This window comes from Streptomyces deserti (genome assembly GCF_054782695.1).
This window is the reverse complement of sequence record NZ_BAAGRZ010000029.1, coordinates 1-15,534: the sequence shown is the minus strand read 5'-3', so window position 1 is coordinate 15,534 and position 15,534 is coordinate 1. Positions and strand designations below refer to the sequence as shown.

The 15,534-nt window shown below is 70.9% G+C and carries 8 protein-coding genes; 3 read left to right on the top strand and 5 right to left on the bottom strand.

What is annotated here, in order from left to right; translation table 11 throughout:
• Window positions 1–14: 14 nt before the first annotated feature.
• From ACYVMZ_RS32140 to ACYVMZ_RS32120, 5 genes are all read right to left on the bottom strand, one after another.
• On the bottom strand, window positions 15–1,514 hold the full coding sequence (locus ACYVMZ_RS32140) for a tryptophan 7-halogenase (RefSeq protein ID WP_461085961.1): 1,500 nt from the start codon (window positions 1,512–1,514) through the stop codon (window positions 15–17).
• A 192-nt stretch (window positions 1,515–1,706) separates the two neighbouring features.
• Window positions 1,707–2,729, bottom strand: coding sequence for an ABC transporter permease (locus ACYVMZ_RS32135; RefSeq protein WP_461086059.1), 1,023 nt, complete (start codon window positions 2,727–2,729; stop codon window positions 1,707–1,709).
• The gene (locus ACYVMZ_RS32130) at window positions 2,729–3,610 is read right to left on the bottom strand and encodes an ABC transporter ATP-binding protein (RefSeq protein WP_461085959.1); all 882 of its coding nucleotides are present in this window, start codon (window positions 3,608–3,610) and stop codon (window positions 2,729–2,731) included. The genes ACYVMZ_RS32135 and ACYVMZ_RS32130 overlap by 1 nt, the downstream gene beginning before the upstream one ends.
• A gap of 76 nt (window positions 3,611–3,686) precedes the next feature.
• A complete protein-coding gene (locus ACYVMZ_RS32125) occupies window positions 3,687–5,645 on the bottom strand; it encodes an ABC transporter ATP-binding protein (protein WP_461085957.1) in 1,959 nt (652 codons plus the stop codon).
• Between the two features lie 11 nt (window positions 5,646–5,656).
• The gene (locus ACYVMZ_RS32120; RefSeq protein ID WP_461085955.1) at window positions 5,657–6,484 is read right to left on the bottom strand and encodes an alpha/beta fold hydrolase; all 828 of its coding nucleotides are present in this window, start codon (window positions 6,482–6,484) and stop codon (window positions 5,657–5,659) included.
• A 334-nt stretch (window positions 6,485–6,818) separates the two neighbouring features.
• On the opposite strand from ACYVMZ_RS32120, the gene ACYVMZ_RS32115 reads away from it, so the two are divergent.
• The 3 genes from ACYVMZ_RS32115 to ACYVMZ_RS32105 all read left to right on the top strand — a co-directional run.
• Complete coding sequence (locus tag ACYVMZ_RS32115) at window positions 6,819–7,091, top strand: acyl carrier protein (RefSeq protein ID WP_461085953.1); 273 nt, start codon at window positions 6,819–6,821, stop codon at window positions 7,089–7,091.
• Between the two features lie 22 nt (window positions 7,092–7,113).
• Entirely contained in the window at window positions 7,114–13,458 is a 6,345-nt protein-coding gene (locus ACYVMZ_RS32110; protein WP_461085951.1) for an amino acid adenylation domain-containing protein, read from the top strand.
• Window positions 13,459–13,474: 16 nt separating this feature from the next.
• Window positions 13,475–15,534, top strand: a 2,060-nt coding sequence (locus ACYVMZ_RS32105; RefSeq protein WP_461085949.1) for a condensation domain-containing protein, incomplete at its 3' end; no start/stop codon positions are given.

Sequence of the window (15,534 nt, the reverse complement as noted above, 5' to 3'; positions counted from 1 at the left end):
TCGAGCCACGGGGGTCAGGCCGATTCCGGCTCCTCCCAGAACATGCTGTCGGCCGAGGCGACGAGGCCGCCGTCGAAGACGGGGATGTCCTCGCCCGCGTACTCGCCCAGCTGGGCCCGGGTCTGCACCTGCGAGCCCTCCTGCATCGCCTGGCGCACCACCGAGGACCGGAACAGCGGAGCCATGCTCTCCTCCCGCTGGTCGACCAGGGTGTCGATGGCGTCGGCGAACTCCGCCGACCGCTGCTTGAGCCGGAGGGCACCCGACTCGGCGTCGGAGAGGTCGAAGTCGGTGCTGGACATGCCGGCCACGAGCTCGACGAACGACTCCAGCTCGGCGTGGTCGCTCTTGATGACCTTCTTCGCCGACCAGAAGTAGGAGTCCTCGTCGATGTGCATGTCGTAGAACGAGGTCAGGAACTCGTAGAAGACGCCGTACTCGCGGCGGTACCGTGCCTCGAACTCGTCGAAGGCCCGCTGCTCGCCGATCCTGCCCGCCAGGACGCTGTTGATCGAGCGGGCCGCCAGCAGCGCGCTGTAGGTGGCCAGGTGGACCCCGGAGGAGAACACCGGGTCGACGAAGCAGGCCGCGTCGCCGACGAGCACCATGCCCGGCCGCCAGAAGGTCGTGTGGTGGTACGAGTAGTCCTTGCGCACCCGCAGCTGCCCGTACTGGCCGGTCGTGACACGGGTGGCGTCGGCCAGGTACTCCTGGATCATCGGGCACTCGTCGATGAGGTTGCGCAGCGCGCTCTCCGGGTCGCCCTGGATCTTGGCCGCGTCCTCCCGGCGGACGACCGCGCCGACGCTGGTGAGTGTGTCGCTCAGCGGGATGTACCAGAACCACCCGCTGCCGAACGCGACACACAGGATGTTGCCGGAGTTCGGCGGCGGCATCCGCTTGCCGTTCTCGAAGTACCCGAACAGCGCCAGGCTCCGGAAGAAGTCCGAGTACTTCCGTGAGCCGCCGACCCGCTTGTAGATGCGGCTGGTGTTGCCCGAGGCGTCCACCACGTACCGGGCCGACACCTCGTGCTCGGTGCCGTCCGGGTCCGTGTACCGCAGCCCGCTCACCCGCCCGTCGTCGCTCTCCACGACGTCGGTCACCGTGCGGTTCTGGCGGACCTCCACGCCCTTGCGGGCCGCGTTGTCCAGCAGGATCTTGTCGAACTTGCTCCGCTCGACCTGATAGGCGAAAGAGGTCGGTCCGGAGACCTTGGAGGAGACGGAGAAGGCGAAGTTCCACGGCGTGGGGTTGGCGCCCCACCGGAAGGTGCCGCCGCGCTTGTGGGGGAAGCCTGCCGCGGCGAGTTCGTCGGTGACGCCGAGCAGGTGGCAGATGCCGTGAATGGTGGACGGGAGGAGCGACTCGCCGATCTGGTACCTGGGGAAGGTCTCCTTCTCCAGCAGCAGGACGCTGTGCCCCTGCATGGCCACCAGTGACGAGAGCGTCGACCCCGACGGGCCACCTCCCACGACCACCACGTCGAATTCCTCGTGCTGTGCTGTGCTCATTCGGCCTCCCGGAACGCACCGATGTGATCATTGCGTTGGTGACTCGTTGTCAGGGTTCCACAGCTCTCGAAGGCCCCAAAGGCTGGACGGCTTTCCTCGAATGGACAGCCGGGAAAACGCGCGGCGCAAAAGAAAAAGGGCGCCGCCGGGAAATTTCCCGGCGGCGCCCGGCGGCGTCGGTTGAGACGGGGGTCAACTCACCCGGCGCCGGATCCGCCACAGGCCGAACGCAGTGAGGATCCCGCTGAGTGCCAGATAGATCGCGGTCTCCAGCCACTGGAACGCCCAGTAGCGGTCGCTGGGGTGGTAGCGGACGTCGACATGGAGGTCGTGCTTGGCGAGGCACACTGCCGTGTCGCCGAACGTGCCGCCCGCGCCGGTCTTGGGCGGGTTGTCGAGGCAGGTGTTGAACTTGCTGCTGCTGAGGGTCTTGCCGTCCGCGGTGCGCAGCGGGCTCGTCTCGGCGATCCACGCGTCGGGCGCGTTCGGAATCTTCACCCCGCCGATGACGGAGCCGCCGCCGATACTGCCCAGATTCTGCGCCGAGTTGATGGCTTCGACCGTCATCGGAACCGTGGCCTTGTCCGGCGGCATGAGGCTGGGCCGCACCACGTTGGGGAAGAAGAACTGGAAGGCGAGGAAGACGACGAGCGTCACAGCCATCGCGGGCAGGGTCCGGCGCAGCAGGAGCCCGATGACGGTGCCCAAGGTGAAGGCCATCGCGGCGTAGCCGATCGGGGCGATGTTGCGCGCGCCGAACACGAACGTGTCGAACTGCTCCTTGACCACCTCGTCGAAGGGGCGGGCCGCCCAGGTCAGCAGGGCCGCGGCCGCGCCGGTCACGATGACGGCGGCCAGGCCGATGAGCAGGACCTTGCCGAGGAGCCAGCGCGGGCGGGTGACGCTCTGGTTCCACACCAGCCGGTGGGTGCCGTTCTCGAGTTCCCGGGCGATCAGGGGAGCGCCCCAGAAGGTGCCGATGAGCGCGGGGATCAGGGCGAGCCCGGTCGCCAGGAACAGCAGGGTGTTCTGGAATGTGCTGCGGAACTGGCTCCTTGCCTGGACGCAGTTGGCCGAGCTGTCGCAGTTGGCTCGGTAGGCGTCGTAGGCATCGCGGATGTCCGCGCCGACGTACGCCATGTACGCGGCAATAACGGCCAGTGCGCAGGCGGCGAACAGCGCCTGGACGCGGAACTGGCGCCAACTCAACCACATCATCGCGAGGCCCCCCAGGCTGCCGCTTCGGTCCGGGCGGCGGGTACGGCGGCTGCCCGGGTCATGTAAGCGAGGACGAGTTCCTCCAGGGTGATGGGCTCGGCCTGGTAGGGCAGGGCCTCGGGCGCGGTGCCGGTGCGGACGATCGCGCTGCTGTGCTTGCCGCTGTGCTCGACCGAGATGACCTCGAACCCGGCGCGCGGGTGGTCGAACTCGCCGCGCGCCGCGACCAGTCGGGCGTGCCCGGCCAGCAGGTCCCGGGTGTCGCCGGCGACCTGTACCCGCGAGTCGCACAGCACGATGATGTAGTCGCAGACCTGTTCGACGTCGCCGAGGAGGTGTGAGGAGAGCACGGCGCTGGCGCCGAGCTCCAGGACGAACTCCATCAGGTTGTGCAGGAATCCCTTGCGCGCCAGGGGGTCCAGCGCCGCTGCCGGCTCGTCGAAGATCAGCAGTTCGGGCCGTTTGGCCGCCGCGATGGTCAGCGCCAGCTGTGCTCGCTGGCCACCCGAGAGCTGCCCCGCCTTCTGCGCGGGGTTCAGTCCCACCTGGCTGATGCGCCGCTCGGCCAGGACCGGGTCCCAGCCCGGGTTCATCTTCGCGCCGAGCTTCATGTGCTCGGCGATGGTGAACGAGCCGTACACCGGTGTGTTCTGCGCGACGAACCCCACCCGGGCCAGATGCGACGCGTTGGCCGCCGGACGCGCCCCGAGCACGGTCAGCGAGCCGGACGTCGGCTCGGTCAGCCCGCAGGCCAGGTGCAGCAGGGTGGATTTGCCGGCCCCGTTCGGGCCCACCAGGCCGATGACACGGCCGGCGGGAATGGTGAGGTTCACGTCGCTCAGGGCCAGTTTGCCGCGGCGGCCGTATTTCTTCGTCAAGCCCTCTGCGTGAAGTGCGGGAGGGGAGTCTGCATGTGGCATGCCTTAATCCTGGAATTCCCCGCACTTCCCGGCATCAGTCCAAAGCACGGTTCCCGTTGCCGGCGGCCGTACTTTCGGCCGGTTGGGCGTCGCGGCGCTGCTGATGGGCGAACTGCGTGCGGTACAGCTCGGCGTAGAGCCCGCCGTTGGTGAGCAGCTGGTCGTGGGTGCCTCGTTCCTGGATCCGCCCCTCGTCGATGACGAGGATCTGGTCGGCGTCCTGGATGGTGGACAGCCGGTGCGCGATGACCAGTGACGTACGGCCGGTCAGGGCGGTCTTGAGGGCCCGCTGGATGGCCGCCTCGGACTCGGAGTCCAGGTGCGCCGTCGCCTCGTCCAGGACGACGATCGGCGGCGACTTGAGCAGGAGCCTGGCGATGGCCAGCCGCTGCTTCTCGCCGCCTGACAACCGGTAGCCGCGGTCACCGACGACCGTGTCGAGACCGTCGGGCAGCTGGGAGATCGTCGGCCAGATGCGCGCCGCCTCGCACGCCTCGATGACCTCGGGTTCGGTGGCGTCCGGGCGCGCGTACAGCAGGTTGGCCCGGATCGTGTCGTGGAACAGGTGCGCGTCCTGGGTGACGACGCCGACCGTGTTCTGCAGCGAGTCGAGGGTCAGGTGACGGACGTCGTGGCCGCCGATCCGCACCGTTCCGGAGGTGGCGTCGTAGAGCCGCGGCACCAGGTGGGTGATGGTGGTCTTGCCCGCGCCGGACGGGCCGACCAGCGCGGTGAGCCGCCCGGCCGGGGCGTGGAAGCTCACGTCGTTCAGGACGAGCGCGCTCGGGCCCTGCTCGGACTTGCGCAGCGGTATCAGCTCCAGGGAGCGCAGGGACACCTCTTCGGCGTTGGGGTAGCGGAAGGCGACGCGGTCGAACTCGACGTGGGGAGCCGTGCCGTTCCCGTTCTCCGAAGCCCGGGCCGGCAGAGCGCGGGCGCCGGGCTGCTCGGTGATGAGCGGTTCGAGGTCCAGCACTTCGAAGACGCGGTCGAAGCTGACCAGCGCGGTCATGATGTCGCTCTGGATGTTCGTCAGCTGGTTGATGGGGCTGTACAGCATCATCATCAGGGCGACCATGGCCACCAGCGTGCCGATCTGCAGCTGGCCGTCGATGACGAACCAGCCGCCGAAGCCGTAGACCAGGGCGGTGGTGACCGTGGTGAGCAGGGTGACGAGAATGAACAGCAGGCGTGCGTGCACGTCCATCGAGATGGCGATGTCGCGGACGACGCGCGCCTTCTTGGCGAACTCCGCGGACTCCTGCTGGGGACGGCCGTAGAGCTTGACGAGCATCGCGCCGGAGATGTTGAACCGCTCGGTCATCATCGAGCCCAGCTTGGCGTCGTTCTCCATGCCGCTGCGGGCCAGCCGCTGCATCCGCTGGGCGATGATCTTCCCCGGGATGAAGAACAGCGGGATCATCACCAGCGCCGCCACGGTGATCGGCCACGACAGGTAGAGCATCGCGGCGAGCACCAGGACCAGCGTCAGGACGGTGGACAGCGACTGCGACAGCAGCGTGGTGAGGGCCTGCTCCGCGCCGATGATGTCGGTGTTGATCCGGCTGACCAGCGATCCGGTCTGCGTGCGGGTGAAGAACGCCACCGGCTGCCGCTGGATGTGCGCGAACACCTTGGTACGCAGGTCGTATATGAGCCCTTGCCCGACCCGGCCGGAGAACCAGGCCTGGATGTAGATCGCCAACACGTTCAGCAGGGCGAGGCCCGCGACGAGCCCGGCGAGACCGAACACGACCGACGCCTTGCCGGGGATGATGCCGTCGTCGACGATCATCTTGAGTATCAGCGGGGTCGACACCATGATCACGGAGTCGACGATCGTCGCCAGCATCACGATGACCAGGGCCCGGCGGTAGCGCATGGCGTAGGGGATGATGCGCTTGAACGTGCCGGGTTTGACCGGCTGCGGATCCACCAACCCTTCGACGCGCAATCCGATCGTGCCCATGGTCGGGTCGTGTCCTGGGGTCACGGAGACTCTCCTCAGTGGTTGTCGAGAAACTCGATGATCGCCGCGTTGAGCACATCGGGCCGTTCGAGATACCCGAGGTGTCCGCAGCCGGAGATCTCGACGAGATCGCAGCCGGGAATGGCCTCGGCGACCTCCGCCCCCAGGTGTGGCGGGGTGATGAGGTCGTCGGTGAAGGTCACGACCCGACAGGGGGCGGTCACCCGGCGCAGCGCCGGGCGGCGGTCGTCGGCGATGTCGGCCCAGGCGTGCCGGGCCGACGCGTCCCCGCCCCCGGACAACTCGAAGATGTCCAGCCAGGCGGTCACGGCGGCGTCGTCGTTGAGTGTCGCCGGCGAGAACATCTTGAACACCGTCGAGGCGGCCTCGTACCCGGCCGGCAGCCGCACCCCGCTCTCCACCAGCGCTATGTCCGCCCGGGTCTGGGCCCGCCGCGCGGCGTCCGCGCGGGCCCGGGTGGCGATGAGCACCGCGCACCGCACGAGCTCCGGATGGCCGATCGCCAGCTCCTGCGCGATCATCGCTCCCAGGGAGGTGCCGACGATCCGGCACGGCGCCAGGTCCAGCGCCTCGATCAGGCCTTTGGTGTCGGCGGTCAGGTCCTGGAGCGAGTACTTGCCGGGGGGCGCGTCGGAGGGCGGAACGCCGCGGTTGTCGAAGACGACCGTGGCATAGCCCGCCGCGTGCAGGGCGGGTGTCTGGTGCATCGTCCAGGCATGGCCGGCCGAGCCCGATCCCATGATCATGAGCACCGGTTCGCCCTGACCCGAACGCTGGTAGGCGAGCCGGATCCCGCCCACGGTGACGAAGTGTGTGGCGCGTCGGCCCGCGGTGTAGCCCATGCCACTTCTCCCTTTTCGTCTTTCGTCGTCGCGAGGCAGTGCGGTTCCGCAGCCGGCCTGGTCTTGGGGCGGCTCACTATCGCACGCGGCGGTGGGGTGGTGCAGTGGGTGAAAGGCGCCGCCCTGGACACCTCCTGTCACCCGTCCAACTGCGGTAATGCCGTCAGTTGGACACGCGTCGACGGCGTCCAAGTACGCCTGGCCGACGGTTGATCCGCTGCGTGGGGCTGAGTCATATTGGCCGCACCGTGAGCCCCTGATGCTCATCCAAGTCCCCGCGCACTTTCCGCATTCGGCCGCCTGGCGCGCCCGCCGGGCCGAGGGAGGGACCCCCTTGTCAGCTTCCGACCTTCCAGCCACCCGGCTGACCCCCGAGAACATCCGGTCCTGGCTCGTCGAGCGCGTCGCGTACTACGCCAAGCTGCCCGCCGAGGAGATCGACGCCGACACTCCGCTGGCGCACTACGGGCTGGACTCGGTGTACGCCTTCGCCCTGTGCGGAGACATCGAGGACAGCCTCGGCCTCGTCGTCGAGCCCGTGCTGCTCTGGGACGTCGACACCATCACCGCGCTCACCGCCCATCTCGCCGAACCGACAGCCGACTGACGGCATTTGAGGGGGCAGGACGATGCGTCGACAGGACCTTCGGGGGCTGATGTCCGGCCAGCTCGGCATCTGGTACGCCCAGCAGCTCGAACCACACAGCTCCGTGTACAACATCGCCGAGTACGTGGACATCCACGGTGACGTGGACGTCGAGCTTCTCGTGTCGGCGCTGCGGTACGCCCTGGGCGAGGCCGAGACCTATCGGCTCCGGTTCCGGCTGGAGGGCGGGGCACCCGCGCAGTACGTCGACGACTCGCTGGACCTTCCCGTTCATGTCGCCGACCTCAGCGCCGAGGAGGACCCGCGCGCGGCGGCCGAGGCGTGGATGTCGGCCGACATGGACCGCCCGGCGGACCTCCTCGCCGGCCCGCCGGCCGCCCACGCCGTGTTCCGGCTGGGGCCGGACCATGTCGTCTGGTACCAGCGCGCCCACCACATCGTCCTCGACGGGACCAGCCTCTCGGCGTTCGCCGCCCGGGTGGCGGCCGTCTACACGGCGCTCGCGGCCGGGCGGGAGCCCACGGACGGCGTACTGGAACCGGTGTCCGTGCTGCTGGACGCGGACAGCTCCTACCTCCGGTCCACGGCATACGAGCGTGACCAGCGGTTCTGGCTCGAGTCGCTGTCGGACCTGCCGGACCTGGGCGGTGCGGGCGGAAACCGGACTCGGCACCTGCCCGGGCGGCCGATGCTGCACGTGCACGACAGCGATGCGGCCGAAGCCGCCGAACTGAGGGCAGCGGCACGCCGGTTGCGCACCAGCTTCGCCGGACTGGCCCTCTCGGCCGCCGCCCTGTACCGGCAGCGTTCGACCGGAACGCGGGACGTCGTCCTCGGCGTTCCCGTGACCGGGCGGACCACCCGGCGGGAACTCGGCATCCCCGGCATGACCTCCAACGTGGTGCCTCTCCGGCTGGCCGTCGCCAGGGGCGTCACCGTCGCGGAACTCCTGCGGCGGACCTCGAACGCGGTGCTGGACTGCCTGCGCCACCAGCGGTACCCGTACGGGAACATCCTCGCCGGCCTGGGACTTGTCGGCCGCGGCTCGCTGCGCGACCTGAGCGTCAACCTGATGTCCCTGGACCGGCCGCTGAGGTTCGCGGACGCCCTCGCCACCCGGACCGGCCTGTCGAGCGGCCCGATCGAGGATGCGGCGATCGGCCTGTACGACCAGGCGGCCGGCGGCGGCCTCCGGACGATCGTGCAGACCAACCCCGACCTGCACGCCCCGGAGTCGGGAGCGGAGATCTCCCGGCGGTTCCGCGCGGTGCTCCGCCGGCTGGCGGCGGCCCCGGCCGACGAGTTCGCCGACCGGATCGACGCCCTGGACGAGGACGAGCGGCGGCACGTGCTCGTGACGTGGAACCGCACCGGGACCGGCGCGAGCGGGCAGACCGTCCTGGGCCGTTTCGAGGCGCACGCCGCCCGCAGCCCGGGCGCGGTGGCGGTGGTGTGCGGCGCGGCGGAGATCACCTACCGGGAGCTGAACGCGCGGGCCGAACGGCTGGCCCGGCTGCTGCGCGGATACGGCATCGGCCCCGAGTCGGTGGTCGCGGTGTGCCTGCCACGCGGCCCGCAACTGCTGACGGCGATGCTGGCGGCCTGGAAGGCCGGGGCGGCGTATCTGCCGATGGATCCCGAACATCCCGCCGAGCGGGCGCGGCTCACCCTCACCGAGAGCCGGGCGGCCGCGCTGGTCGCCACGGGCGAGATCCTCGACGACCTGCGCGTGAGCGATATCGCGGTCATCGACCTGGACGACCCGGAAGCGACCGCCACCGCGGCCGACGACCCGCAGGCCGCGCCGCCGCCGGACCTGCTGCCCGACCAACTGGCTTACGTCATATTCACCTCGGGATCGACCGGCGTCCCGAAAGGGGTCGAGGTCACCCACGCGGGCCTGGCCAACTACGTGATGTGGGCGGCCGAGTTCTTCCGGATGCGTCCCGGGGACCGCTCGCCCCTGCATTCGTCGATGGCCTTCGATCTGGCGGTGACCGGCGTGCTGGTGCCGCTGGTGTGCGGCGGCACGGTGGACATCAGCCCCGAAGGCGGCGCGGAAGGCCTGGCCGCGCTGATCAGCGCGCGCGCCGGTGACGGATTCGGCCTGATCAAACTGGTGCCCGGGCACTTGCCGCTGCTGGCCGAGCTGCTCCCGGCCCACGTGCGGGCCTCGGCGGCACGGCGGCTGGTGGTGGGCGGCGAGGCACTGCCCGGGGCCCACGTACGGGACTGGCTGGACAACGCGCCGGACACCGTGGTGGTCAACCACTACGGCCCGACCGAAACGGTCGTCGGCTGCTGTGTGTTCGAGATCGCCGCCGGGCAACCGGTCGGCGACACGGTGCCGATCGGCCGGCCGATCGCCAACACCCGCCTGTACGCGCTGGACGACGCGCTCAATCCGGTGCCCGTCGGCGTGCTGGGGGAGCTGTATGTCGCCGGCGCCGGACTGGCCCGCGGCTACGCGCGGCGCGCCGGACTGACCGCGGAACGGTTCGTGGCCTGCCCATTCGGGCCGGCCGGGCAGCGGATGTACCGCACCGGCGATCTGGTGCGCTGGACCGCCGAAGGGCAGCTCGAGTTCGCCGGCCGGGCCGACGACCAGGTCAAGATCAGCGGATACCGGGTCGAGCCCGCGGAGATCGAAGCCGTACTCGCCAAGCACCCGGCGGTCGCCCGGGCGGTGGTGGTGCCCCGGACGGAACCCGGCGGCCCTCAGCGGCTGGTGGCCTACGTGGTCCCCGGCAAGGGGGCGGACGTCGACGCGCGGGAGCTGCGCCGGTTCGCCGCACGCGCGCTGCCGGCGCACATGGTGCCCGCGACGGTGATGGTGCTGGAGACCATGCCGCTGACGGCGAACGGGAAGGCCGACCGGCGTGCGCTGCCGGCACCCGACTTCGTCACCTCCGATCGCGCGCCGCGCACCCCGCGGAAGGCGATCTTGTGCGGGCTGTTCGCCGAGGTGCTCGGCCTGGCGCGGGTGGGCGTCGACGACGACTTCTTCGCCCTCGGCGGGCACTCCCTGCCGGCCACCCGGCTCATCAGCCGTATCCGGGCCACCCTGGGCGTCGAGGTGCCGATGAAGGCACTGTTCGCAGCACCGACGGTGTCCGCCCTGGACGCCTGGCTGGACGACGGAGGCCCGGCACGGCCGGCCGTGCGGCCGGCGCCGCGCCCGGACCCCCTGCCCCTGTCCCCGGCACAGCGCCGCCTGTGGTTCCTGCACCGCATGCGGGGCGCGTCGGCGACCTACAACGTTCCGCTGGGACTGCGCGTCACCGGGCCGCTGGACCGGGCGGCACTCCAGGCGGCGCTGGGCGATGTGGTGGCCCGGCACGAAGCACTGCGCACCGTCTTCCCGGACGTGGACGGGGTGCCCCGCCAGCAGATCCTCGCCCCCGAAGAGGCCCGCCCCCGGCTGGAGACGTCCCAGGAGAGCGGGACCGGGCAGCTGGAGGCCGCCGCACGGTACGCCTTCGACCTCAGCCGCGAGCTGCCGCTGCGGGCCGAACTGCTGACGGTGGGGCCACAGGAGCACGTGCTGGTGCTGGTCGTGCACCACATCGCCGCGGACGCCTGGTCCATGGGCCCGCTGGCGCGCGACCTGGCCACCGCGTACGCCGCCCGCAGCCAGGGCAGGGCACCGGACTGGCCGGACCTGCCGGTGCAGTACGCCGACTACACGTTGTGGCAGCACCAGTTGCTGGGAGCGGAAAGCGACCCGGACAGCCTGCTCGGAACCCAGATCCGCTACTGGAAGGACCAGCTGGCCGGGCTGCCGGTACAGCTGGAGCTGCCGGCCGACCGGCCCCGGCCGGCGGTGGCCTCCCACCGCGGCGGCCTGTTGCCGTTGCGGCTGGAGCCGCCCCTGCACCAGGCGTTGACGCGACTGGCCCGGGAACGGGGAGCCACCCTGTTCATGGTGCTGCACGCCGCCGTGGCAGCACTGCTGACCCGGCTGGGCGCCGGCACGGACATCTCACTGGGCGCCCCGATCGCCGGGCGCACCGACGAGGCCCTCGACGACCTCGCCGGCTGCTTCGTCAACACGCTGGTCCTGCGGGCCGACACCTCCGGCAACCCGGCCTTCACCGACCTCCTCCAGCGAGTCCGGAGGACCGACCTGGCCGCCTACGAGCACCAGGACGTCCCCTTCGAACACCTGGTGGAGGTGATCAACCCCGAGCGCTCCCCGGCACACCACCCCCTCTTCCAGGTCTCCCTCAGCCTGCAGAACGTCTCACCCCGGACTTTCCAGCTGCCCGGCCTCGACACCCGGCTGGAGACGGTCGGCACCGGCACCGCCCGATTCGACCTGATGATCAACCTCACCGACAGCTACGCCGGGAACGGGACGCCGGCCGGCGTGGAGGGAACGGTCGAGTACGCGACCGACCTTTTCGACGCCGGTACCGTCCAGATCCTCCTGGACCGGCTCGTCCGGCTGCTGGAGCAGGTGGCCGACGACCCCGGGCGGCGCCTGGGCGATCTGGACCTGCTCACCGCCGACGAGCGGCACCGGCTGGTGGCCGAGGCCGACGGCACTGCCGCCGAGGTACCCGAAGCGACGCTGGTGTCCCTGTTCCAGCGGCAGGCAGCCGCCTCCCCGGAGGCGACGGCCGTCACGGCGGGCGATGTGGAGCTGTCCTATGCGGAACTGGACGCCCGCGCCGACCGGTTGGCGCGTCAGCTGGCCGGGCGGGGAGTGGGCCCGGAGTCGATCGTCGGCGTGCTGATGCGGCGCTCCGCCGAGCTGGTGGTGGCGATGCTGGCGGTGCTGAAGGCGGGCGGCGCGTATCTGCCGGTGGACCCGGACTCTCCGGCCGAACGCGTCGCGTTCGTGCTGGCCGACGCGGGAGCCGCGTGCGTGGTCACGACGGCGGAGTACGCGTCGGTCCTGCCGCAGGGCGTGGCGGCCCTGGTCGTGGACGGCTCGGAGACGGAAGCGGTGACGGGCAGGGAACGCCTGGAGGCCGCGCACCCGGACCATCCCGCGTACGTCATCTACACCTCCGGGTCGACCGGGACGCCGAAGGGCGTGCTGGTACCGCACCGCAACGTGGTGACGCTGTTCGCCGCCACCCGGCAGGTGCTCGCGTTCGGCACCGACGACGTGTGGAGCTGGTTCCACTCGTTCGCCTTCGACTTCTCGGTGTGGGAGTTGTGGGGTGCGCTGCTGCACGGTGGCCGGGTCGTGGTCGTGCCGTTCGAGGTCTCGCGCTCGCCGCGCGAGTTCGCGGAACTGCTCGAGCGCGAGCGGGTGACGATCCTGAGCCAGACTCCCTCGGCGTTCTATCAGCTGATGGAGGCTCAGTCGCACCGCGCGGGTGCGCTGCATGACCTGCGGGCGGTGGTCTTCGGCGGGGAGGCGCTGGAGCCCGCGCGGCTGGCCGGCTGGTGGGAGCGGTACGGCGAGGACGGGCCGCGGCTGGTGAACATGTACGGGATCACCGAGACCACGGTGCACGTCACCCACCACCGCCTGGCCGCGGACGAGGGCACGGACGGCAGCGTCATCGGGCGTGGGCTTGCCGGCTTGTCGGTCTATGTGCTGGATGAGTGGCTGCGGCCGGTGCCCGTGGGTGTGACCGGTGAGTTGTATGTGGCCGGGGCGCAGGTGACGCGGGGCTATGTGGGCCGCCCGGGACTGACCGGTGAGCGGTTCGTGGCGTGCCCGTTCGGTGCGGCCGGGGGCCGGATGTACCGGTCGGGGGACCGGGCCCGCTGGTCCGCGGACGGGCGGCTGGTGTTCGCGGGGCGTGCGGACGAGCAGGTGAAGATCCGCGGGTTCCGCATTGAGCCGGGCGAGGTGTCGGCCGTGCTGGCCGAGCACCCGGCGGTGGCGCAGGCCGCGGTGATCGTACGGGAGGACTCGCCTGGCGATCGGCGACTCGTCGGTTACGTCGTCCCCGGTGAGGTGGCGGACCCCGAGGGGCTGCCCGAGGCGGTGCGTACGTCCGCGATGGAGCGGCTGCCGTCCTACATGGTGCCCTCGGCGCTCGTGGTGCTGGACACCCTGCCGCTGACGGTCAACGGCAAGCTGGACCGCAGGGCCCTGCCGGCGCCGACCTACACCGCCGGTGGCGGACGCGTCCCGGCCACCACCGAGGAAGAGCTGCTGTGCCAGGCGTTCGCCGAGGTGCTGGGCCTGCCGTCCGTCGGGGTCGACGACGACTTCTTCGCCCTCGGCGGGCACTCCCTGCTCGCCACCCGGCTCATTGCGCGCATCCGCGCCTCGCTGCGTGAAGAACTGCCGATCGAGGAACTGTTCGCGACTCCGACACCAGCCGCGCTCGCGGCCTGGCTTGCCGAGCACGGCGGCCGGACCGGGAGCACCAGGCCCGCGCTGCGCCCGATGCGTTGAAGGAAAGGAATTCCACATGATTCCCGCGTCGTTCGCTCAGCGACGGCTGTGGCTGCAGTGGCGGATCGAGGGGCCCAGCGCCACCTACAACAGCCCCACGATCCTGCGGCTGACCGGACAACTGGACCGGCAGGCACTGGACTCCGCGCTGCGTGACGTCATCACCCGGCACGAAGCCCTGCGCACCGTCTTCCCCGAAGCGGACGGCGAACCCCGGCAGCAGATCGTCCCCGTCGTGGACCTGGACTGGGAACTGCTCGTGGTCGAGGTGACCGGCGGCGACGACCGTCCGCCGCAGCAGCGGCTGTACGCCCTCGACGAACTGCGCTGGGACGAACCAGTACTGGACCTGCCGACAGCCGAGGCGACCGGCGCGCTGCCGGGGGACCGGATCGACGCACGGGACCTGCCCGGCGCGGTCGCGCGTGTGGCCGCCCACACGTTCGACCTGTCCACGGAGATCCCGATACGGGCATGGCTGTTCGCCGTGGCTCCCGACGAGCACGTACTGGTGACAGTCGTCCACCACATCGCGACCGACGGCTGGTCGGCCGGCCCGTTCACCCGCGACCTGTCGACCGCGTACACCGCCCGCAGCCGGGGCCGGGCCCCCGACTGGGCGCCGCTGCCGGTGCAGTACGCCGACTACACCTTGTGGCAGCGAGAACTCCTCGGCGACGCGGGCGACCCGGACAGCGTCCTCGCGCGCCAGATCGCCTACTGGCGGGACACCCTGGAGGGAGCCCCGGAGGAACTGACCCTGCCGGCCGACCGGCCCCGCCCGGTGGAACCCTCCCACCGCGGGCACACGGTCGCGATCGGCATGCCCGCCCAGACCCACGCCACGCTGGCCGCGGTGGCCCGCCGCCACCGCGCCACGCTGCCCATGCTGTTCCAGGCCGGACTGGCGGTGACGCTGTCGCGGCTCGGCGCCGGTCACGACATCCCCATCGGGACGCCGACCGCGGGGCGCTCCGACGAGGCGCTGAACGACCTGATCGGATTCTTCGTCAACACCCTGGTGATCCGGGCCGACCTCGCCGGAGACCCGACGCTCGCCGAGGTGATCGACCGAGTACGCGGCACCGCCGTGCGCGCCCTGGGCCATCAGGACGTGCCGTTCGAGCGGCTCGTCGAGGAGCTCGCCCCCACCCGCTCTCTCGGGCGTCACCCCCTGTTCCAGGTCGTCCTCGCCCCGCTCGACGACGGCACCACGATCGACGTCGACGGCCTGCGCGGCGACGTGCTCTCGATCGGCCGCGCCACGGCCAAGTTCGACCTGGAGGCGTCGCTGGGCGAGGCCTTCGACGACGACGGGGCACCGGCGGGGATCCGCGGCGTGGTCACGGGTTCGGCGGACCTGTTCGACGCGAGCACGGTCGAGCGGATCGCGGGCTGTCTGGTGCGGGTGCTGACGGCGATCGCCACCGACCCGGACGTGAGCGTCAGCTCGGTCGACATCCTGGGCGCGGACGAGCTCTCCCGGCTGGTGGAGGGGTTCAACGATACGGCGGTGCCGGTGCGCGATGCGTCGCTGCCGGAGGTGTTCGCGCAGCGGCTGGCGGCCGATCCGGACGCGTTGGCCGTGGTGTGCGACGGAGTCGAGATGTCGTATGCCGGGCTGGACGCCCGCTCGGACCGGCTGGCACGCGCCCTGGTGGCCGCGGGGGTCGGGCAGGAGTCGGCCGTCGCGGTGTTGATGGAGCGTTCGATCGACCTCGTGGTGGCACTGCTGGCGGTCGTGAAGACCGGTGGCGCGTTCGTGCCGCTGGACATGGGGTGGCCCGCGGCGCGCAAGCGTGCGGTGGTCGAGGACGCGGGCGCCGCCGTGCTGGTGGTGCACGAGGCGGTGGCCGAGCACGAGCTGCTCGGAGCCGCCGTGGTGCAGGTGGACGCCGACGCCGGGCATGACGTGGACCTGCCGGGACCGGCCGGGCCCGACGCGTCCGCGTATGTGATGTACACGTCGGGGTCGACGAGTGTGCCCAAGGGTGTGGTGGCCACGCACCGGGATGTGGTGCGGCTGGCGACGGACCGGTGTTGGGGGGCGCCGTCGCGGGTGTTGTTCCACGCTCC

What these genes read in the sequence shown, in the direction of transcription:
- ACYVMZ_RS32110 (WP_461085951.1), top strand. Translation starts at nt 7,114, where the DNA reads ATGCGTCGACAGGACCTTCGGGGGCTGATGTCCGGCCAGCTCGGCATC.
- ACYVMZ_RS32120 (WP_461085955.1), bottom strand. Translation starts at nt 6,484, where the DNA reads ATGGGCTACACCGCGGGCCGACGCGCCACACACTTCGTCACCGTGGGC.
- ACYVMZ_RS32135 (WP_461086059.1), bottom strand. Translation starts at nt 2,729, where the DNA reads ATGTGGTTGAGTTGGCGCCAGTTCCGCGTCCAGGCGCTGTTCGCCGCC.
- ACYVMZ_RS32140 (WP_461085961.1), bottom strand. Translation starts at nt 1,514, where the DNA reads ATGAGCACAGCACAGCACGAGGAATTCGACGTGGTGGTCGTGGGAGGT.